Here is a 22,141-nt window from a genome sequence, read left to right as displayed (position 1 = left end):
TGTTGGTAGAGCAGATGTAAGCAAGACATCTGCTCTGAACAACGGACCTACAAGTTAAGCTCAATTCGGGTTAAGTCCCTCTTTCAAGCAGGCTTTTTAGTTTAAGCCGTTGGTTTACTGTCTCGGGTTTCTACCAGAGCAGATTTCGCTTTCAAAGTCGCTACGATAAGGGTTTATATCAAGACCGCCTCGTCGCGTGTATCTAGCAAAAACTGTCAGCTTTCATCGTTTGATATCAGAATAGATGCGCTCGACGCATTGCTCGTGAAACTCATTATGTTCACGGAATGAGATTAGATATTTCAGAAGACTCTCATGATTGATTTTAGCTCCCGTATAACGGATGTATACGCTTCCCCAATCTGGCTGATTCGTCACCAAACAGTTCGACTTCAAAAGGTGGGAACATAAAGATTCAGAGACATATTCATCCACAGTGCTTCCGGAGAGCGAATCCTCATCATACTCAAACGAGTCTACGGTGATATCCAAACCATCAATGCAATCAAATTGCTTATTTATTGAGGTTTGTTGTGGTTCATCTACACCCATAAATGACACCGTCACTTCAGCACCAGCAGCATTAGTTAAGTCGGACTGCATTTTCTCAATAACAATATCTTTCGACTCAAAACGTGTTTGATTGAAGCTATTTAAATACAATTTGAATGACTTCGATTCAATCAAGTTGTTGGACGTATGAGGAATAATAAACTCCGCGATTGCGACGATCGGCTTACCTTTATTGTTCAACCATGACACTTCAAAAGCCGTCCATAAGTCATAACCAGCATGAGTAGCGACCTTAAGGTCTTTAATCTCATCTCTGCCTTTTTGTCTTGGGATAGGATCGAGTAACTCAGGTTGATACTGAGAGATATACTCGCTTTTTTTACCTAGGTTCTTATCATAGGTTGTCATTATTATTTAATTCCTTGACGTTGATTAAGCGGGAAAACAATTTCCTTGCGAAATAAATTGGCGCGACACTGAACAGTGCATATAAGATCTTAATAGTAACCTGGCTGAGAAACATTACGAACAGCACGTCATTTGGTAGTACATTAAAGAATGCAATACTAATAAATAGTGCGCTATCCACTACAGATGCGATACTGGTACTTGCTATGACTCGAATGGCAAGCCATCGAGATTGTGTGGCGATCTTTATTTTGTTCAGGACGTAAGCATTGATGTTCTCAGAAATAAAGTAAGAACTTAAAGAAGCTAAGAACACTGAGGTCATACTCGTGACAAGCGAAGTATACTGTTCATCCATCGCTTGCCATGGGCCTATGCTAGGAATAGTGGTGGATAAATAGAGAAGAACGAGTATCCCAGCATTGACCACTGTCGATTGTATGATGGCTTTTCTGGCGAGCTTTAAACCAAAGTATTCGTTTAATATATCAACAAATATAAATGAAATTGGGTAAAGAAATATTGCGGCAGGTACAATTAAGCCTGTGTTGAATATTTCTACAGGTTTAATTCCGGTAATGTTTGACAATGTAAAAAGAGAACACAGACAAAGTACGAGAAAAGAGTAACTCATCCAATAACTTTCATGTCTGTCCTCTAGCTCGTATGCTCCTTCAAAGCTCGATTTTGAATAAACTTTCTTACATACTTCAACTAATTCATTTCGATTTAGATCATCAGCAACTTCACTGGAAATAAGATCTTTAGCGGGCATATTCACGACCTTTCCAGTTCCCCGTATCATCACGCTAGCCATCATTTCAGGGGCACCATTAAAGCCAATCAATTTATATTTTTTATTAAACACAAAAACGTTCCTCGAGTATTACTCCAAAAAGAAAATCGCCTTCTAAAAGAGAAGTGTTAGGGGGAAGAGAATGCAATGCACCACCGCGAACAATGAGCTTACTCAGCTCTTTTTCATTGTGATTCGAGCGATCAATAATCAGTAGATTGCCCTTGGTAAAATAATTAGACAAAACCTGACCCACTCTAATCGCTACGATGTTACTCCCTTCAGAAAAGTGGTAGGTAAGGGGATAATCAGTGACCAGGTCGCCGATGTAATATTCACTTTTCTGGATGAACTCCATTTCACTCAGAATCGGAACAGCAATTGGGTTCTTGTTTCCGCATACCGACACGACAGGTGTTTCAGATAGAAGATCTTCTAGGGATTCGTTTTGAATGATATGACAGGTTGTTCCAAAGAAGTTAGCAATGCGTTCAACCGTCGAGGTCTGCACTCTTTCAACCTTGCCATCAAGTATTTTATAGATAGTCGAACGCGTAACACCGGTTTTGCGACTTAATGACGCCTTCGTTTCTTTACTCTTATTTAGGCCAAACTGTATGTTGTCTCTGAGTATGTCCAGTTGCTCACTGTTGTTCTTCATTTATGTGCCTTTTGGTCATAAAGCGAGGCCAGACCTCTCCCAAAAAGCAAATGATATCAGTATCATATTAAAAAACAATTAAATATACACATGCATGCATAATGTGTACACTAAAGTGTATCTTTTACTGTTGGTAAATAATCATGAATACAGAAGACCTAGAGTCTCGCCTTCAAGAGATAACCTACTGGTGCCGGTTGATTCACGCAGAGCCCGAGAAAAAAGAGGCGATAAGCTACCTCTATGTTCACACACAGCTACTACTGGACGAACTTCAGAATAAGAAACCTACCAACCAAGTGATTCACCAGAAATAAAACGTTGGACTTGGTCATGACCAAAAGACTCAACCATTAAATGTTTATCAACAGCTGCATTGATAATTGGACTCTAAAACAAAAGGCTCTCCACATAGGAGAGCCTTTTTCGTTTCAGTCGACTTCTTATGACAAATGATTATTTGATTAAAAGAAGTCGCCCTGTCAGAGCTGGAACAGAAACCGCACCGGATGTTGCCTGAACATTAATCAGCTCACCACTCATCAAGTCTTCAAATTCGTCTGTCGATTTGACTCTTGTTAAATCGACATTGAGTGTTTGTTCCGATGTTGATGTGTTCAGCACATAGATGATCTGCTCATCACCATTCACTTTCAGGTCAGCATACAGGTTGTCATCCAACCATAAGTTGCGCCTCTCACCCGCATAAAGCGCCGGATGTTCACTACGAACCTGCATAATTTGAGTCAGATAGTTTTTCACATCTTGTTGCTCAGCAGTCAGTGTCACCCCAGTCACGCCTTGCACTTTCGCGCTTGAGCGAGCGACATGATCATCACACAGCCCCTGAGAGGCACAATCTGATGTGACCTTGTCCGAGAAGTTAGCGACTTCGTCACCAATCTCTTCACCATAGTAGAGTGTGATTGGTCCAGAGTAAGCCGCTAGAAAGCTAAACGCGGCTTTGTGTCGTTTGACTGCTTCACCAAGATTGCCACGCTGAATCAGGTCACCGAAGCGCAACAAGTCATGGTTACCAAGCATTAAGTTTGGCATCGCATGGTAAGGCGATTTAGCGCGGTTGTTCCACTCTGCATCCAAAACACGGGCATTGTTGCTCGCCCCTGATTCTTCAACCGCCAGAGCTTGAACTAAGCCGTAGCGTAACGGGAAGTTGAACGCCGACGAAAGGCCCGGTTGTGAGTCACTGCCATAGGTTGTTGCCGTAATCTCATCTGCACCTTTCCAGACTTCACCGACCATGTAGCCCAGTGTTCCCCATTGCTTACCAGCATTCTTATTGTCCAGTGAGGCTTGCTCTACTGCAGCTCGAATGTTGCGCCATGCCTCAAGTGGAAGCTGATAAGATTGGTCGAGACGCCAGCCGTCAATACCAAACTCTTTCACCCAATAAGTTGCCACCTCTGTGAAGAAGGCTTCACTCGCTGCATCTGGGTAATTCACATACATACCCGGGTAACCCTCTTCCCCTCTCAGGCTTGGTAGCTTACCCGTTGGGGAAGGTTTCACACCAGTAAGGTTAGTATGACCGAACACCCCATCTAAAAGCACGTATAGACCTTTAGCGTGAGCAGCATCAACCAGTTCTTTCAGCTTCTCATTCGTGCCAAATTTAGGATCGACATTGAAGTAGTCACAAGCAAAATAGCCCGTGGCGTCAAGGCGATCATCACCAGCCTGGCCCGCACAAGAATCAAACACAGGTGTTAACCACAACGCATTCACGTTTAAGCTTGCAATGTAATCAAGACTGTCAATGACACCCTGAAGGTCTCCATTGTGGTGCGAATTGCCGTAGCCCACACCATAGTTATGGTCTGGGTCTCCATCGACAAATGACTCCACCATCACCTGATAGATCCTCAGATCACAAGCTTTGCTGTCATCCTGATAGCAGGCATAGTCAAGATTTGTATCTACGACAGATACTACCAACGCGGATTGGTCTGAAGCGTCTAACGTAAATTTGTACACGCCTTGCTCGGTCACTGTCACCTTGATATTGCCATTACCTGCATCCTCAAGTGTTACGGAACCGTTGCCAGTTGAGAAGCCACCAAAACCAAGATTGATCGTACTCCAGTCAGAAGAAGCCAGTTTGAACTCATACTCTCCCGGAGTGAGGTAGCCTTCAAAGGCGTACACACCGTCACCCTGATAGGCCATTTCATCACTGGTACTCCAGCCATTCATTGAGCCACGAACGTATACTTTTGTAGAACCGTAAGGCGCGACATCAACTGGCTTACTATCAATATTCAGCCCTTCTCCTTGCGCACCATTTTGTGTCTGGACAAAGACAGCCGCAGTTAATGGTGGAATAGTGAAAGCGCCGTCTTCAAACTTCGCCTGCTTAACGACTGAATCAGACGAGGCTTTCAACACAGGATGCAACTCAAAGCTTTGTGCTCCAGCAATCTGAATGGTTTGTGCTGAAGTATTGGCATTAATCGCAACAACAATTGAGTCGAAGTTGCTATCAAGGTCTGCGCCTACACTCACCCCATCATTCACCGACATCACAATCATGCCCGGTAATGTCGACGGCCCAGTATTATGGAAACGTACACGCTTCAAGACTTGCTCTTCACTCACTAAACGAAGCAATGGCGTGCCGGAACGAATCTTCAGCAGTTCCTTGAAGACCTTGTCTGTCCAAGCAATATGCTCCGGAGTTGCCACGGTATTCGGGTTGCTAATGATTGATTGGATAGCACTCCAGTTAGCCTGATCTTTGTCAGCACGTGGCAGACCAATGTTCCAGTTATTCGTCTGCTTACTGAAATCGACTTTGTTGTACCAATCACCACTGTCGTAACTATCGCGTTCCATGGATTTAGAGCGTAGTAATTCAGACCCCATGTGCAAGAATGGTACACCTTGTCCGAGCATTACAGTTGATAGACCTACGATCTGCATCCGTGCACGGTCTGCTGGCGTAGCGCTGGCATCGGCTTTGTACTGGTTGAAATCCCACAACGTTTGGTTGTCATGCTTTGAAACATAGTTAATGGATTCCTGAGGATCGAGCGTATAAGCCGCACCTTGCCCTCCGTACTGGAAGTCACGACCGTACACAGTGGCACCGCTATACGTTTCTAACGGGTAGTTTTGCAGATTACCTGTCATACCGTAACGGATAAGATCCATCTTCGATTTCAGATCATCATTGAATCGGCTACCCGCATTAGCAAAACCCGGATTTTCAAGCAAGGCATCACCACTATCGAATGGACCACCACCGCGTACACCATCACGTAGACGATCGTTGTAAGTCCCTATGCCTGTACCCGCCATCGGCCATTGGGTTGCGTTTTCACCACGTTGACCATCAGCAACTTCACCAAAGTTCCAACCTTCGCCATAGAACCAAGTGTCTTCATCTACTAACTTGGTTTTCTCATACACGTGCAGCATGCTCGACTTCATCAGGTGTCCCATCAAATCGAAGCGGAAGCCATCGATCTTATAGTCCTGAGCCCACATCACTACACTGTCTGCCACCAGTTTCTCGAACATGCGGTTCTCAGACGCAGTGTTATCACAACAGGTTGAGTTCTCGACAGCACCCGTGATCGGATTCAGGCGATGGTAGTAACCTGGCACCGCTTTATCGAGCACAGATTTATCATACAAGCCTGACGAATAGGTGTGGTTGTAGACAACATCCTGTACCACTCTGAAGCCCATATCGTGAAGCTTCTGCACCATCTGACGATACTCACGAATACGCGAAATGCCATCTTTTGCAACAGCATAGCTGCCTTCTGGTGCGTTGTAGTGGAATGGGTCATAACCCCAGTTGAATCCATCCAGTGGACGAACATCTGCGAGCAATGCCTGTGCTTCGCCACTGTTAGGGTCCGTTTGTTCTAACAAAGACAGAATGGTTGCACCGCGTGAAGTACCATCGCTACACAACTTGGCATCAGGATTAATGCCGCAAAGTTTTTCTACGGTATCGGTCAGATTCACCGTCTTCGCTGGATCTTCAGGGATGGAAGCCAAATCGTAAGTCGGTAGAAGATGGATCGTTGTCAGGCCAGCTTCTTTTAACGACTTCAACTGCTTAACACTGTCGCGTTCATCTTCTAAGAAGGCCAGATACTTACCGTTGTTTGCTGGTGTACCCTGCGTATCGCTGACACTAAAGTCACGTACATGGAGCTCGTAAATGATGTGATCTTCTGGATTCTCCAGCTCTGGAATCGATTGACTGTCCCAACCTGCCGGTTTGGTTTCATCATCGGTGAGATCAACCAGTTGAGAGTGCAAACTGGACGTACTCAGAGAGAGAGAATAAGGGTCAGTAGTCATCATCCACTCAACGTGGTCGGTTTTCGGATGGTAAGCCTTCACACGGTAACGATAGAACACATTCTTCAGTGAAGCATCGCCTTGGTAATGCCAGATGCCAGTTGCTGAGTCGACAGTCAAACTGAATGGCGATTGTGCGATTAGTGCTTTATCCTGATCGTACAAATACAGTTCAACATCTTGAGCTGTTGGCGCCCAAAGCGCAAAGTTCGCACTATCGCCTTCAATCCAGCTACCCAATTTAGCTTCATCCGCATCATTTGGTCCTGCGGTGTAAAGCGTGTCGACAACACCCGGAATCTGGACACGAGTTGCGACCAACGGTTTGCCTTCATCATCGAGTGCCACTGCAATTAGCTGTGTTTTCAGCAACGCTTTAGCCGTCTCAGTATCAACATCCAGATAGAAACCGACACGATCTTTCAGGTGTGGGAAGTCAGGATTGTCAACGTTGCCAGCAAATGAAATGTCGTACTTGATAAACTGTTCTGGCTGGTTGATATCACCATTACCCGCAGCACGACTCCAGATTTGATAACTGGCTGCTTCACTATGATCAAACCAAGCAATGGAATTAACATCGAGCCAGTGAGCCGCTGCACCATCAAGTTTCACCACAATTTGCTCATCTGGTGAGTATTTAACGACTGAGCTACCGTGTGTCGTATAAAGTGTATTACCTTTAGCAAATTCAGCCTTCAGATCATCACCGCCCAGCGCTTTTTCGTCACCTTTGTGCACGATGAAGTTCATACATGCACCGTGATCGGATTTCAGTGGTACAACATACTTAGCACCATATTGCGGGTCGATTTCTCCCCAAGCGTATGGGTTGCCCCAATCTACGCCGTTTAAGGCGTCAGCCGACACTGCGTCACAAGATGCGTTATTCCACAGGTGCAGCCCCCAGTCCGCGTAATTACCGTCATCTCGTTTGTAGTAAATGATCGATTCAGAATAAACAGGGGCAGGCTCGGATGAACTGTTATCTGGGCTGGTTGGGTTTGGATCGATGCTGTCTGGAATCCCATCTCCATCATCGTCGCTAGAGGCAAAGTCTCCTAGCCCATCGCCATTGGTGTCTTTACTTTCAAATCGATCTTCCGGGAACGCGTCCATGCCATTGTCGGCACCATCACCATCAATATCACTATCTTCGCTGTCAGTGATGCCATCACCATCACGATCGGCAGGTTGACTGGATGCCGAGTAAGGGTCGGTTCCTAAACGAGTTTCTTCTTCATTACTCCAACCGTCACCGTCGATATCTGAATCATGCGCATCTGGGATTTTGTCGCCATCCAGATCGGAGGGGAAGCTCGCCGATGAGTAGGGGTCGCTAGCGAGTTCTAACTCGACAACATCGCTGAAACCATCATTATCATCGTCCGTATCCGCATGATCGCCAATTCCGTCATTATCGGCATCTGCCGACTCTTTAATATCGGTTGGGAACAGATCAATCGCATCGGCTACGCCGTCACCATCGCTATCTTGCGCGATAACCGGCACACCTTGCTCATCCAGCATTAACGTCTTGTTAAGCAGTTCATTACGACCACGTTTAAGCTCTTTTCCTAATGCTTTACTGCCCAGCTCCAACGTATCCGCCAGCGCTTCCATATCTTGCTCTTCAACGGTTTCTGGCAGTAATTGCGTTAACGCCTTCGCGCTTCTTGCGACGACCACCTCTTTCTGATCAATATAATCGCTTTCAATATCTAGGTGTGGCTGTTTGAGTTGTCGACGCAGTTTGCGCAATGCTTTACGTTCGCTGACACCTTGCTGCATTTGCGCAGCAATGTAAGTCGAGAATGGTGTGACCAAAGAGTAATGGCTCGGTGCCATCAAGGTATAGTCTCTTGTCACAGCGACACCCGGAATATCAGCGTCAATCGATACGCCTCGTTGGGTTTTAGCGACAAGATAAACGTCTTCGTCTTCGATATTTAGACCTTCAAGGTCAATGGCAGCATATCCGTCTTTATCAGTGACGGCTGACGGTTCATAACGGTCTTGTCGACCATTTCCGTTGACGTCCAGCCAGACAGATGCCTTTTCGATGTAGCCATCCATCACGTTGACTTCTAGCGGGTCATTACAACCTGCCAAAAGCCCAAGTGACGCCATAGCTAGGCTCAGTTTTGTTAGCTTGATGTTCATTTTTATTTCCATTTATATTCACGTTCCACGAGCGATAAACTTTTCTGTTTGGTTAAATCGCTTCAAGCTAACGTTATATTTTTAAAACAGTTAATTTCCTCATCCTATAAAACTGATTGAGTAGGCGTAGACGGAGGGGAGGAGAAAAAATTTTAGAATCAGGCTCACAATTACAGCCCTGAAAACGATCGAAAAATTACTCAGATGATGTGCAATCAGTGAGAAATCTGACACTTTGTAGTGACGAATAAACCAACCGCTGTAGGATTACAACAAGCTGTTTCAATGTTAAGAAATTGGATCTTTAACCCAAACTGATGTCAGGTAAACAAAAGGGAATTTTGATTCATGCGATATCGGTGGCAAAGTAGCGATTACCCTACCACCTCACTTCCATCAATCACTGATTTGCGAGCAGTACTTTTCGCATCATATTAGCCAGCTGGGCTTTTTCTTGTTCATCAAACATGCTCAACATTCCGTTCATATTTGATAAGTGTGATGCTAAAGCCTCATCGACTAATTGAGCGCCCTGCTGGGTAAGCGTTACTTTACAACTGCGTCTATCATCGCCACTTGCTAATCGCTCAACCAAGCCTCGTTGAACCAACTTTTCAATCCGAGTGCTCATAGCGCCTGAGGAAATCATCAGGGTTTTGTACATTTCAGTCGGGGTCAGCGGTTGCTGATTTCGCATTAATGTCGCGAGAATATCAAACTCCAACATACTCAGTTGATGCTGCTTAAACACATGTTCCAATTGACTGTGCCAGAGCCCATGAACACGCATCAGTCTACCGACAATTCCCATGTCAGAACAATCCAACTCAGGCTTCACATCGCCCCACTGCTTCAAGATGTGGTCGACAGGATCTTGCATATCTCATCCCTCTACTAATTTATCTTTTCAAAAAGATACTTGATAAAAAGATAAATCACCATTACTTTATAAAAAGTATCTTTCATGAGAGATACTTTTTATAAAGATAGGCTACAGCGAAAGGAGGCACCAATGACACGCACACAACGAATAGCGACGTTAGCCATTACGGCATTAGCGCCTATGGTCTGGGGAAGCACTTACATCGTCACCACTGAACTTCTGCCTGCCAACAGCCCTTTGTTAGCATCGATGCTGCGCGCTTTGCCTGCTGGGATAGTATTGGTGTTGTTTTCTCGCTCGATTCCAAATGGAAGTTGGTGGACGAAACTGGCCGTACTTGGCCTACTCAACATCGGATTTTTTTTCTACTGCCTATTTTATGCTGCCACATACTTACCCGGAGGTATGGCAGCTCTGATTATGTCCATCCAGCCTATTCTGGTTATGGGACTGAGCGTGCTTTTGTTGAGAAACACATTAACTTTCACGCAAATAATCGCTAGTGGTTTGGGGATAGGTGGCATCGCCATGCTTGTGGTCAATAACCCAGGTCAACTCAATACCTCGGGAGTTGTCATGGGGCTGCTCGGTACCGTTAGCATGGCGCTAGGCGTGGTGTTAACGAAAAAGTGGGGGCGACCTTCAAACATGTCCCTGCTGAGCTTCACTGGCTGGCAACTGTTGTTTGGAGGGCTGATGCTACTCCCTGTCGCCATCAGTACAGAGGGGTTACCGCAACAAATCACGTTAACAAATGTTGTCGGTTACAGCTATCTGGCAATTGTTGGCGCCATGCTCGCCTACTCACTCTGGTTCCGTGGAATTGAAAAGCTCAGCACAGTGTCTGTCTCATTCCTTGGCTTTCTCAGCAGTGTATCTGCTGTGGTCCTCGGTTACTTGATCCTTGGTCAGACTCTGACCTGGGTTCAACTTATCGGTGCCTTAAGCGTATTAGTTTCAATTTTGCTGGCAGCCTCAGCCCCGACCTATTCAGCAACTAAAACAAACACATCATTTATTAATAGTAAAAAGGAACTCGCATGAAACTTACCATTATCTCAGGCAGCCAGCGTGCTGACTCACAAAGCCTAAAAGCAGCCCATTATTTATCGACACTGGCAGAGGCTGATTTTACGAATATCGATATTCTCGATCTCCACCAGCTCAATTTACCGTTATGGAATGAAGGCGTATGGACAGGTAGTGAGGAATGGGCTCCTTGGCGAAAGATTGCCACCCAGCTACAAGACAGTGATGCGTTTGTTTTCATCACCCCAGAGTGGCACGGTATGGCAACACCAGCTCTAAAGAACTTTTTAATGCTATCGACTGCTAAAGAGATGGCACACAAACCTGCTTTAGCCGTCAGTATCTCGGCCAGTGTTAATGGGGTTTATCCTATTAGTGAGCTTCGTTTAACCGGCAGTAAGAATAATCACGTGTGCCTGATTCCGGACCACTTAATCTTTCGCAACGTGGAAAGTCTGTTCAATCCAGATGGGAGCGTAAATGATGTGAACTTTCATGTTCGTAGTGAGTACACGATGAAGCTGTTATCCGCTTATGCACATGCACTAAAGCCAATACATCGGGATATGGTGGAGGCAGGAAAGCCATTTCAGTATGGGATGTAAAAAGAAGTGAAACATTCTTGAGCACATTCATCCGTGCTCAAGAATTTAAGCTATTTATCAGCCTTTGACATTCGGCTGATAATGATACCTTTCGATGTTTTCACCAGTAATTACCTGGATTTCAAAAGGCTCACTGGTATCTAAACCATTGGTCGCAAGTTTGGAATCGTTACGCCACAGGCGTGATGGGTAATCCATATTTGGAACATCCCCTACAGCATCAAATACACCGCGCTGTACGACTTTTCCATCTTGCACTAATTTAACTTTGTACAAATCGCGGCTAACCGAGTTAATTGTTTCACCGTATACTCGTACAATAAATGCACCATTCGAATAAAGAGAATTTAATAGCTGAGTTTGATGCTCAACTTTCTCTTGCGACCACAGACCACTTTTCGCCTTTTTAGTGTATATCCCTTTTGATTGCTCACGAGAAATATACTCAACAGATGTCACCATAGATTGAGAATTATCGAACGCCATATTATAAGTAGTGTTATTGACATCAATCTCGAACTGTTTATTTAGGTTATTCGCATCCTTTTGTATAGACGTGCTTGTGCTCTGACAACCAGTTAGTGCGACTAGTACTAAAGCACTAACTATAGAGCTTCTAAACATTGTTACTCCAACAACTGACAATTTAGTTATAAAACGCGGTGATTATACATATTAACAACTTATATAAAAGTCATTTATGGGAGCAATCTAATACTTATTAACTAATTAGTTGACAAGGTGAATATAATTTCGATGTTATTTTGAGTGATGTATTAATAACATCATTGAATTTGTTCAATCTGTTTCCGATTTCAAAGCCGCCCAAGAAGAAGGATCCCCTTCTAACGTTAGTGGATGTAACGACAAATTGGGCTTTGCATAGCTCAGTCGATACAACCTTTGAGTTACATGGTAACTATCCAGTCCTGAGATTGTGACTGCTTCCATCGATTCGATGTCGACGTATCCATCTGGTTGGATAAACTGATCCGGAATCAGGATTTCCTCCACCTCTCCAATAATTAAGCACGTATTATTTGCAGTGATATCAATGTATTCACTGAGCTTTAAACCGATTTTTAAGTTACTCTCCAACACATATGGAGCGGGGAAACACTCAGAAAAATACGGTGTTAAACCTGTTTCATCAAACTCTGACTGCGCTCTAGAGTACCGTGCTGATGTTTGATGTGCTGCTCTTGCAATGTCAGATTCGACTGAGTTAATAGAGAAAAAACCAGACTGCAAAACATTCTCGAGAGTGTGCCTGTCAACGGTGTTTGGTCTGCTGACAAAACCAAGAAGAGGAGGAGAAGAACCTATATGCACAACAGAGCTGACAATTGCGAGATTGTTGTTGCCGAATTTATCTTGGGTTCCAATCAAGTTGGCGCTTTTAAATCCCGACAAACTGTTTATTAGCCTAGCTCTCTTTCGCTCATCCATGGCAGTGATTTGAGATTTGGTAAAATTTTTATCTTTCATTGAACGTTATCTAAACCATTTAAGACATCAGAATTAACAGGCACGCAGCTAAGCGGCTAAATAGGAAAGAATCAGAAACAGTATTGCAGTCACTATCAAGGTTGGCTTCAACATAACGTGCTCCAAGAATTACAGAGATATAATCCACTTTTACGGTTCATTTATCCCATTAGATCAACTGCTTCTGACATGAGTGGACAATATTCTTTTTGCTTCCAAAACGACGTCTTCTTTCTTCTTCCATGCCCAAAGTCTGTCCCTCGCTTCCCTGCCTGCTGTATCAAGATCAATGATGGGATTTAGGTAAATGCTAGATCCTTCAATGTCGTACATTAGCGCTTCCATTGCACTCATCTTCCAAGGTTCAAAAAGCAATGAAATCGGGACGTCTTTAAGTTCTGGCACCCATTTTTTAATGAACACTCCATCGGGATCATGGTCAATTGCTTGCTTGGTCGGGTTATAGATTCTTATTGTGTTGATACCTGTAACGCCGGACTGCATTTGAAATTGCGCGTAGTGAATACCAGGTTCAAAGTCCAGAAATAAAGACGCGAGATGAGCGACTCCGTTACGCCAATCTTGAGCCAAATGATGGGTTAAAAAACTGACGAGCATCGCCCTCATCCTGAAGTTCAGATAACCAGTATGCGCGAGGCATCTCATACAAGCATCAACCAAAGGATAGCCAGTATTGCCCTCTTTCCATGCTGTGAGATGATCGTTGTTTGTCTTGGCTGAATGTTGGATCAGTGATTCATAGCCTCGATTGACGCATCTGAATTCCATCTGATGCTCCGACTCAAATTTTTGAATAAAGTGACAATGCCAATGCAGTCGTGAAGAGAATGCAATTAAGCTTCTTCTCATTCCTTTGTCGTTCCAGTGACTCAGTAGAAACTGATACACCTCACGCAGTGACAAATTCCCCCAGGCCAAATAAGGCGACAATCGTGAGCACGCCTCCCGGGAAGCCGAAGGGCTAGAGATAGAGAAATAGTAGTGCTTGACCCTCCGAGTAAAAAAGTCATTCAACGTTGCCCAGCCGACTTTGACACCCCCAGTCTGAATACCGGGCACCTTACTCAACCATGCTTCAGGAGGAGTGAAAACAATGCCAAAATCATCGTTGAGATTTGGAAGAAGAGCGCCAGCACTCAATGCGTTAGATTCGATCGGTGCGCGCATCACCCTCTGCCAATTCTTATCCCAATGTTTTCTTTCCTTACAACCTCTTACCACAGCACCATTAGCGAACTCATACCAACTAATTTGGCGGTCTTTACACCATTTCAAAACCTGTTTGTCTCGCTGAAATGTCACGTCTAGACCAGTTTCTTGGTGCGAATAGAGAGCTTCGATCTGAAATTGTTTCGCCATCTTTTCAAGAAAACTCAGTACATCACATCCACCAACCATCACTTTGGCATTGAAAGGTGCTAAATGGCCGTTGATGTCACTGAGTGACTGCCATACAAAACGCCAATGTCGTTCGGAGTAATGTGCGTTTGCTAGAAGGTCTGGTTCGAACAGATAAAAAATCAGAGTTGGAGTATCAGAGCATAATGCTGCATTAAGTGGCGCATGATCCGTTAGTCTCAGATCGCGTTTCAACCAGACTAAGTTAATCTTTTTCATAGGATTCCTCGTATCAAAGACTTGTACGAACAATCTGTATAGCAATATCAATTATTTTATATAATTACTGGTGAGCACCATGAAAATGAGTTTGAGTAAGCTAGAGAAATTCTTCTTCATCGATAAATTGATCATTCATTCTCTGGATTTGTCACTCTATCAAGCATCTGTCGTTATAGAGGGGCAGGAATATTATGTATCGGATGAGCAGGGGCTGATGCTGAAAGCTCTATCCGTCGTTGAAATGCAAAAGAAATGTTCAAAGCTAAATGTCACTAAACAATACTTGCGGCACACAAGCGCCTATGACGAGATGGTGGGTGGTCCTACAAAAGGATCCAGCAACGCTCTGGAGGTTCTGTTGTTGGACAATGAATACTACTAAGTTGACCAATTACCATTATAAATCAACAGCTCTGCGAATAACCTCTGCTCACTGATAATCAGCACCAGTCTGAAGATATCTAAACATTAGGACAATGCAGTATAAAGCCAGTCAGGAAGAATTAGACAAGCAGAAATAGAGACGATGGCAAACAGCAGCAAACCATAATGGCTGATGTTAGGCGTTGCAAAAAGATGCTTTTGATTTCGAATAAAAGACGCCTGTTGAGAGGTAATTCGCCCCCAGAATCGACTCGCTATTACGCCAAATACTAAGAAAACAACAGTGCCTATTGGCGCAAACCAAGGCCAAGCCACCTCTGCATACCTTGCTGCAAACACGGCAAATACACTGGCAATACTGCCTACAATCACCCCTATCTCGTTCGACCTAGACCAAAACAAACCAAGCACAAAAGAGCCTAGTCGAATGCCAACAAAAATGGACGTAAGGCTGGCAATAGTTTTCAAAACAGATTCATTGGATACTGCCAGCAACGCAGGCACGACGACCATCGCCGCAGCAAGAAGGCTCATCTTACGTGCAACTGACTCGTAGTGCTGAGCTGTTGCGTCGCGTTGAATAAAACGTTTATAGATATCGAATGTAGCTACTGTTGCCATCGAGTTGTAAGTAGAGTCCAACGTCGACATCGCAGCGGCAGCCAATGCCGAAATAATCAAACCTACGACGACTGGATTTGTATGATTAAAAACGAAATCTAGAATCACTTCATTACTATTATCAAAGCTTTGATCTTGATAAAACACACTGAGCAATACGCCGATCAAAGCAAAAAAGAGGTAAATGAAAAAGGCGCCATACCCACACAGCAGCATCGACTTCTGCGCAGTGTGTTCATTTTTGGTTGCCAATGTTCTTTGAATAATGAGCTGATTGGTGCCATAAACACTTAAATGTAAAAAGCTCACAGCAACCACCCCTGCCCATAACGTTGTATCAATACCCAGATCAAAGTCTGCATTGATAATATTGAGGTGCTGCTTCGAAAGATGCTCTGCGGTATTGATATCCATCAGTAAGATAACCAGTATGGCAATACTTCCAATTACTAACACCACAGATTGAAGCATGTCTGTCCAGATGACTGTTGATATACCACCCGCATAGGTGTAGCAAGCAGTAAAAAGACTGATATAGATAATAGCTTCGGAAATAGAAACGGGCAGAACCTGGACAAGAATCAGGGCGACGGCATACAGGATCACGCCAGCAGAAATACACTGAACAATCAGAAACACCATTGAGTTGATCGTTCTGGCATAAACACCGAAGCGCAGCTCTAGATACTCATAAATTGAGGTCAGACCGAGCTTATAGAACACTGGAACAAAGAAAATAACCGCAAAGAAAATTACGATGGGATAGTTGAGGTGGATACTCATCGCTTCCATACCTGAGCTGTACACCCAACCTGGCATTCCTACAAACGTCATTGCGCTAATGTAAGTCGCGAGAATCGAAACCCCAGCAGTAAACCAACCAAACTGCTTATCTCCAGTAGAAAAATCCCCACCAGCACGGCCACGTTTATTAACTAAGTAGCTGATCAGTATGGTTATAAATATATAAATAGCAACAATTGCAAAGCTTGAGTACGTAACCATTTTTAGATTTCACCTGATAGCATAGTGCCGTAAATCACGTACTCATCATACTTAAAAGGATCTGATACCTGGCATTTCTTCACCATTACTGTGATTACTGTCACTTGATTTGATTACTTTTCGCACATTAACTGTTAGAACACTCAAAATGGCGATCTTGATCACCAAAAACAACAAAATGGGTACGCACTCATTTTAAAGTTGATTTTGATCACGGATCCAATCACAGCAAAAAATCTATGATCCACAGCGAAATACAGAGTGGTCAGATCCGAGAACGATCGTTTTAATTCTGACTTACAAAACTAAAAAACCGAGTAAAATAGAGGTTTATCGGTCATGAATTCGAAAAAACACATGAGCGAAGTTCCTATAATTCAAAGGGTCACCGCCTATCTAGCGATACTAGTCGGATACTTTTTCTATTGTTATAACTTTGTAATTATTGACTACGTACGCCCATATATTGTTGAAGCCTATGACGGCATTAGCCTGTCTGATACTGCTCAATTCTACACCTGGCAGTCAGTAGGCGCGCTGATCGGGGCGTTGAGCTGTGCCTGGTTTGCGACCAAGTTTGGTAAAAAATCAACTTTGATTACCATCACAGCTCTAAACGGCGGTGCCACCATCATCAATATGATGTTTACCGACTATACAACCTGGGCAGCGATGCGATTCATTATTGGATTATCGTTGGGTGGCTACTTCACGGTGGCAGTCAGCTTAATGATTGGCCTATTTACCCCAACGGTTCGAGGTAAGCTAACGGCATTTGCTTCATCGATGTTCTCAGTCGCTCTGATGGTGATGGGGGCTTATGCAGCGTTCATTTCCAGCATTGATGCTCCATGGGAAAGCTTGATGTGGGTCGGCGGTATCCCTCCATTAGTCGCCGCACTAGCGATGATTTTTGTTCTACCAAGTGACAAAAAGGTCATCGCCTATGGTGAAGAGGAGCAGGTTTCTGAATCAGGCACATCCACTCCAGCTAAACAAGGTTCTTGGGGTGAAATGCTCAGCAGACCCTATCGAACCTTGACCATCAGCTGCATTTTGTTGGCGGGCCTTAATTTCTATGGTTTCCAATTCTTCAGCGGCTTCGTAACCACTTACCTGAAAGAAGTTCGTCAGTTTGATGGAGCCACTATCGGAGTCATCTTCTCCATTTCTGCTTTTGGGTCTCTATTTGGAGCCTGGGTTTGGGGAGCAATCGCCGACAAATATGGACGAAAGGTTAACGCATTCGGCTTCATCCTCGCAGGCGTGATGGCATCTGTATTCTTCATTGCGCCGAGTGACGTCATGATCGGGAGCCTGAACATGCTGGCTATCCTCGGTTTAATTTACAACTTCGGCTTATCTTCATCAGCAGTATGGGGTGGCTATTTCTCTGAGCTATTCCCTGCACACCTTCGCAGCTACGGCGCTGCTCTGTTCCATGGTGGTCGAATCATCGGCATGTGGGCGCCAATGGTATTGATCTTTATTCAGGAACGTACCGACCTACAAACTGCTATGTGGGGCTCACCGATTGTATGGATTGTCGCAGGCTTGCTCTGGCTATCACTGCCAGAAACCTTGAAAGGTGGCTTATTCGACAAGAAGAAACGAGCGGAAGCCGCTCAAGCATAACTGAGTCAGATTTTCCGGCCTGAACACTGGGCAGGCCGGTTCCAAAAACTTTTCGAGTCCTGTTCCAACATCTGGCTCGACGTATCAAGAGAGCAAATTATGGCTAAATATCAAGAAGCAAAACGCATCGTGCGTGATTATTTCAACGCAATGGAAAACGCGACTCATGAGAATGTTGCAGAAGTACTAAAAGCACATACCTCAGAAGATTACTTGTGGCGCGGAGTCTACCCTTTCCGCGAGCAAGAAGGAGCTCAAGCTGTCGCCGAGGTTTTCTGGGCGCCGTTGATGAAATCAATGACACGCATGCAGCGCCGTCAGGATATTTTTATTGGCGGTAACAACGAAATCAATCCAGATGAAATTTGGGTAATGAGCATGGGGCACTTTATGGGCCTATTCGATGCAGAGTATCTCGGGATGCGCCCAACAGGGAAGATCATGAACGTTCGCTACGCTGAGTTTAACTGCGTAGAAAACGGTAAGATCACAAAAACAGGTTTGTTCCTCGATCTGCTTGGCGTGATGGATCAAGCTGGCTGTTACCCACTTCCTCCTTCAACTGGTCAGCATTTTGTTTATCCTGGGCCACGTAATCATGACGGCCTGCTATTTGACGATGCGCAACTGGAAGAAGGCCAAGCGACTCTCGACTTGGTTAACAAAATGGTCGATGACCTGTCTTCACTGAACGATAGCGGCGCTATGGGTTGCCCACCAGAAGTTCTCGAAAAGAGTTGGTCAAAAGACATGATTTGGTATGGTCCGTGTGGTATTGGCGCTTCTTACACAATTCCGCGTTACCAACAACAGCACCAGTTGCCATTCCGCAATAACTTGAAGGACAAGAAGTTCAACGGCCACGTTTGTCGATTCGCAGAAGGTAACTTCTCTTGCTTCTTCGGTTGGCCAAATCTTTCCAATACGCCAATTGGAGGCTTCCTTGGAATGACAGGTGGTGAAATCCGTGCTGACATGCAGGTGGTTGACGTGTATTACCGTGACGGTGACAAACTATCTGAAAACTGGGTCTTGATTGATCTTCCATACTGGCTGAAACAACAAGGCCTTGATGTATTTGAGCGCACTCAAGCAATCCTAAACCCTTCTCTGTAATTATCCCTCAATGCCTGAGCAACTCTTCGCTCAGGCATTGAATCTCAACCGACATATACACTCAGAAGTAAAGCATCTGGACGCAACAAAGCTTTTGTTAATCTCATCGCGTTAAATTATCCATTTATCAGGTACTTTGCTTAAAGTACTCAATCGGATTCAAGGACGAATATGTTGGAGCAGGTTATCGGGATTCTATTCCCGGTCTTCGCGCTGGTTTTAGTCGGTTTTTCTGTTGGACGCTGGCTCAAACCTGACTTTCGCCCAATCAATCGCATCAATATGGATGCGTTTACGCCAGCATTAGTGTTTTCGTCATTAGTCTCAATGCCGTTGGACACCGAACAAGTCCCGTTGCTTAGCGCTTCATTAATCGCGGTACTCTTGCCGGGGGTTTTAATGATCCCCATCTGTAAACTTGCAGGCCTGCGCTATAAAGCATGGGCTCCCCCTCACATGTTTCGTAACAGTGGTAATCTGGCGATTCCACTCTTTACCTATACCTTTGGTGATACAGCCTTGGCATCAGCAGTGCTATTGTTCGTTGTTTCAGCCTGTATCCACGTTAGTCTTGGACTCGCGCTGCTAAGCGAAGGAAACCCTTTTAAGCAAGTCATTCGTATGCCGGTCTTTCTCGCTGCATTTGCCGCCATGGTGCTTAACCTGAGCGGGATCGGTGTGTGGGAACCACTTTATGAAGCGACGGCGTTGCTTGGCCAAGCAGCAGTGCCAGTAATGCTACTCTCACTGGGTGCACAGATGTGTAATATGCGATTGAGCGGGCTTAGAGTAGGGATTTTCTGCACTCTTCAGTCTCTGGCAACGGGTGCGGCTGCTTTCTGGGTAATTTATACCTTTATCCCTCTGCCAGCCATGCAGTTACAAATGATGGTGCTGTTTACTATGCTACCGCCTGCCGTCATGAATTATATGTTTGCAGAACGATTTAACATCGAGCCGAATCGTGTGGCATCCATGGTACTGTTTGGCAACTTCTTCAGTATTCTAACCTTACCGCTATTATTGACTTTCGCTCTGTCCCTCGGCTGACCATTCTTCGGGATTAGTGAGCATTGTTTTCCCTTTGAATGTTTCAGCTCGGATGTCCTGTGGGTTATAAATGGCACAAGATTCCATCGATAAACAACCACAGCCTATGCAGCCTCCAAGGTCATCCTGTAATGCTTTAAGCTGTTGAATTCGATGATCCAGCAAATCATGCCAACCTGATGCCATGCGCTCCCATTGCTGACGATTGGGTGCTTGATGTTTAGGTAAATGAGACAGAGACTGGGCAATCTCTTCCAATGTCAGTCCGACTTCCTGCGCTGCTTTAATTACAGCGATTCGACGTAACACACTGCGGTGATAGCGACGTTGGTTACCTTGATTCCGCCAACTGAAAATAAGCCCCTTTTGCTCGTAAAAATGCAACGCAGAGACTTTTACCCCAGCACGCTTTGCGACCTCTCCGACGGTCATCTCCATATACCTCTCCCTCCTTTCTGGCTATCTCAGTTAAATAAACACAAAAAAGCGCTTTACCTTAAGTTAACTTGAGGTTTTAGAGTAACACCAAGTTGGCTTGCAGTGGAGAATAACAATGCAATTAATTATGAAAAACAGAACCATGCCCTACTTGAGTGGCCGTTTCTTTGATGGAATTTCTTCCGGTTTATTTATGATGGCTTTACCTTGGGTCATGCTGGAAACGCCAGGCATGGGCCCTTTTGTGGCTATGGTCGCCTTAGCGTGTACAGCAATTTCTTTTTTCCTGACCCCTTTGTTTTCCACTCTCATCGACAGGCATTCAAGAAAATCGCTGCTAGTACTGGTTCAGATTTTACAATCATCGACAGCCGCCATCGTCATGTTGGCCTACGGACTAGGCATTGAATCAAACTGGTTGCTGGCTACGGCACAATTAGTCTTCTGGGTTTCAAGCAACCTTGCTTGGACTGCAAACAACGCTTTTACACAGGAAAACTATGGCCCACATGAGTACGCGGCGATTTCAGGCAAACAGGAAATTATTCTACAGGGTACTACGTTGGGTGCTGGTGCGTTGGGCGTTGTCTTACTGCAAATCTGGGGCATGCTCGAATTTGCGGCGTTTGCCGCGGCAGCGTCTGGCTTATCAACGTTAAGCTATCTAGTGACGCCATATCGTCAGAAATTGCGTCAGAACAAAACCACATCCTTTATTGGCCAAATGAAAGAGAGTAAGGAGATATTCACTGCTCAGCCTCGCTTTTACGCATTCTTGTTACTCTCAGCATTGAGTTATCCGATCCTGACCTTCTTAAGCAAACTGGTGCCAATCTGGTTTTCAGAAGTCGGGATCTCGGGAGACTGGTATGCAGGCTACAACATCGCCTTTGGTTTAGGATCATTGATGACAGGTTTGTTTGTCGCCAAATTGCTTAATCTGGCATCTCACCAGTCCACCATGCTCTACTCAATGGCCATAGCGTCCGTGATGCTGATTGGTATGAGCTTCTCTGTTCACCCAGCATACTTATTGATATTCACACTGTTTTTCGGTTCATTTAACGCTCTCAATCGCATTGCCCGAACCAATTGGATGCACCACACAATTAGGGTCGAGCAGAGAGGTCGAGCCGATGGTGGATTGCAGATGTTTGCGACCATGATACAGAGCGTCAGCTACACAGCAATTGCCTTACTAAGCCATTACGGAATCACTCAATATGGCTTCATGCTGGCGGCAGTCTCTATGATAGGCGCAGTGTTAACGATGCATCAGCTCAATAAGCACGATGATATAGAGCCAGAAATCATCGTTCAGAACTAAAACACCATGATACAGCCTGAGAATTTCAGGCTGTATCGAC

At 44.8% G+C, this 22,141-nt stretch carries 17 protein-coding genes and 1 pseudogene; 8 read left to right on the top strand and 10 right to left on the bottom strand.

Features of this window, described 5'->3' with window-relative positions; genetic code table 11:
* Positions 1–114 precede the first annotated feature (114 nt).
* The 3 genes and pseudogenes from queF to FIU99_RS23615 all read right to left on the bottom strand — a co-directional run bounded on the left by queF (position 115) and on the right by FIU99_RS23615 (position 2,378).
* Positions 115–921, bottom strand: a pseudogene (gene queF / locus FIU99_RS23625) (NADPH-dependent 7-cyano-7-deazaguanine reductase QueF).
* Complete coding sequence (locus tag FIU99_RS23620) at positions 908–1,789, bottom strand: queuosine precursor transporter (protein WP_006961413.1); 882 nt, start codon at positions 1,787–1,789, stop codon at positions 908–910. Before FIU99_RS23620 ends, queF begins: the two are co-directional and overlap by 14 nt.
* Positions 1,782–2,378, bottom strand: coding sequence for a helix-turn-helix domain-containing protein (locus FIU99_RS23615; RefSeq protein ID WP_006961414.1), 597 nt, complete (start codon positions 2,376–2,378; stop codon positions 1,782–1,784). Before FIU99_RS23615 ends, FIU99_RS23620 begins: the two co-directional genes overlap by 8 nt.
* Before the next feature lie 143 nt (positions 2,379–2,521).
* On the opposite strand from FIU99_RS23615, the gene FIU99_RS27405 reads away from it, so the two are divergent.
* Complete coding sequence (locus tag FIU99_RS27405; RefSeq protein ID WP_006961415.1) at positions 2,522–2,695, top strand: hypothetical protein; 174 nt, start codon at positions 2,522–2,524, stop codon at positions 2,693–2,695.
* Positions 2,696–2,834: 139 nt separating this feature from the next.
* Here the strand turns inward: FIU99_RS27405 and pulA are convergent, their stop codons facing one another.
* Together pulA and FIU99_RS23605 are read right to left on the bottom strand one after the other, a co-directional pair.
* Complete coding sequence (gene pulA, locus FIU99_RS23610) at positions 2,835–8,879, bottom strand: pullulanase-type alpha-1,6-glucosidase (RefSeq protein WP_006961416.1); 6,045 nt, start codon at positions 8,877–8,879, stop codon at positions 2,835–2,837.
* A gap of 400 nt (positions 8,880–9,279) precedes the next feature.
* A complete protein-coding gene (locus tag FIU99_RS23605) occupies positions 9,280–9,759 on the bottom strand; it encodes a MarR family winged helix-turn-helix transcriptional regulator (RefSeq protein ID WP_006961417.1) in 480 nt (159 codons plus the stop codon).
* 132 nt (positions 9,760–9,891) lie between these two features.
* Between FIU99_RS23605 and FIU99_RS23600 the strand changes: the two genes are divergently transcribed.
* Both FIU99_RS23600 and FIU99_RS23595 read left to right on the top strand, forming a co-directional pair.
* Positions 9,892–10,806 (top strand): EamA family transporter, encoded by a 915-nt coding sequence (locus FIU99_RS23600; protein WP_006961418.1) that lies wholly within the window; start codon positions 9,892–9,894, stop codon positions 10,804–10,806.
* Positions 10,803–11,396, top strand: coding sequence for an NADPH-dependent FMN reductase (locus tag FIU99_RS23595; protein ID WP_006961419.1), 594 nt, complete (start codon positions 10,803–10,805; stop codon positions 11,394–11,396). Before FIU99_RS23600 ends, FIU99_RS23595 begins: the two co-directional genes overlap by 4 nt.
* Positions 11,397–11,453: 57 nt before the next feature.
* Here FIU99_RS23595 and FIU99_RS23590 read toward each other — a convergent pair whose 3' ends face one another.
* The 3 genes from FIU99_RS23590 to FIU99_RS23580 form a co-directional block, all read right to left on the bottom strand.
* Positions 11,454–12,020, bottom strand: a complete 567-nt coding sequence (locus FIU99_RS23590) for a hypothetical protein (RefSeq protein WP_039952158.1) — start codon at positions 12,018–12,020, stop codon at positions 11,454–11,456.
* Positions 12,021–12,194: 174 nt separating this feature from the next.
* Positions 12,195–12,884, bottom strand: coding sequence for a flavin reductase family protein (locus FIU99_RS23585; protein ID WP_006961421.1), 690 nt, complete (start codon positions 12,882–12,884; stop codon positions 12,195–12,197).
* A gap of 174 nt (positions 12,885–13,058) precedes the next feature.
* A complete protein-coding gene (locus FIU99_RS23580; protein WP_006961423.1) occupies positions 13,059–14,522 on the bottom strand; it encodes a cryptochrome/deoxyribodipyrimidine photo-lyase family protein in 1,464 nt (487 codons plus the stop codon).
* A gap of 79 nt (positions 14,523–14,601) precedes the next feature.
* Between FIU99_RS23580 and FIU99_RS23575 the strand changes: the two genes are divergently transcribed.
* On the top strand, positions 14,602–14,907 hold the full coding sequence (locus FIU99_RS23575) for a DUF6482 family protein (RefSeq protein WP_006961424.1): 306 nt from the start codon (positions 14,602–14,604) through the stop codon (positions 14,905–14,907).
* 86 nt (positions 14,908–14,993) lie between these two features.
* Here FIU99_RS23575 and FIU99_RS23570 read toward each other — a convergent pair whose 3' ends face one another.
* Positions 14,994–16,535: a sodium:solute symporter gene (locus FIU99_RS23570; RefSeq protein ID WP_006961425.1), complete on the bottom strand. Its 1,542-nt coding sequence runs from the start codon at positions 16,533–16,535 to the stop codon at positions 14,994–14,996.
* A gap of 339 nt (positions 16,536–16,874) precedes the next feature.
* Between FIU99_RS23570 and FIU99_RS23565 the strand changes: the two genes are divergently transcribed.
* The 3 genes from FIU99_RS23565 (at position 16,875) to FIU99_RS23555 (ending at position 20,336) form a co-directional block, all read left to right on the top strand.
* Complete coding sequence (locus tag FIU99_RS23565) at positions 16,875–18,170, top strand: MFS transporter (protein ID WP_006961426.1); 1,296 nt, start codon at positions 16,875–16,877, stop codon at positions 18,168–18,170.
* A 99-nt stretch (positions 18,171–18,269) separates the two neighbouring features.
* A complete protein-coding gene (locus FIU99_RS23560) occupies positions 18,270–19,286 on the top strand; it encodes a nuclear transport factor 2 family protein (RefSeq protein WP_006961427.1) in 1,017 nt (338 codons plus the stop codon).
* A 171-nt stretch (positions 19,287–19,457) separates the two neighbouring features.
* Positions 19,458–20,336: an AEC family transporter gene (locus FIU99_RS23555; protein WP_006961428.1), complete on the top strand. Its 879-nt coding sequence runs from the start codon at positions 19,458–19,460 to the stop codon at positions 20,334–20,336.
* On the opposite strand, the gene soxR is transcribed toward FIU99_RS23555, so the two are convergent.
* Entirely contained in the window at positions 20,307–20,774 is a 468-nt protein-coding gene (soxR, locus tag FIU99_RS23550; RefSeq protein WP_006961429.1) for a redox-sensitive transcriptional activator SoxR, read from the bottom strand. The two genes, FIU99_RS23555 and soxR, sit on opposite strands and share 30 nt — an antisense overlap.
* Before the next feature lie 115 nt (positions 20,775–20,889).
* Between soxR and FIU99_RS23545 the strand changes: the two genes are divergently transcribed.
* Positions 20,890–22,101, top strand: coding sequence for an MFS transporter (locus tag FIU99_RS23545; protein WP_006961430.1), 1,212 nt, complete (start codon positions 20,890–20,892; stop codon positions 22,099–22,101).
* Positions 22,102–22,141 lie beyond the last annotated feature (40 nt).

The sequence above is a fragment of the Vibrio sp. THAF64 genome (assembly GCF_009363455.1).
In the GTDB taxonomy this organism is placed as follows: Bacteria; Pseudomonadota; Gammaproteobacteria; order Enterobacterales; family Vibrionaceae; genus Vibrio; species Vibrio coralliilyticus.
Note: the sequence above shows the minus strand (reverse complement) of the source record. Positions and strands in the feature narration are given on the sequence as shown.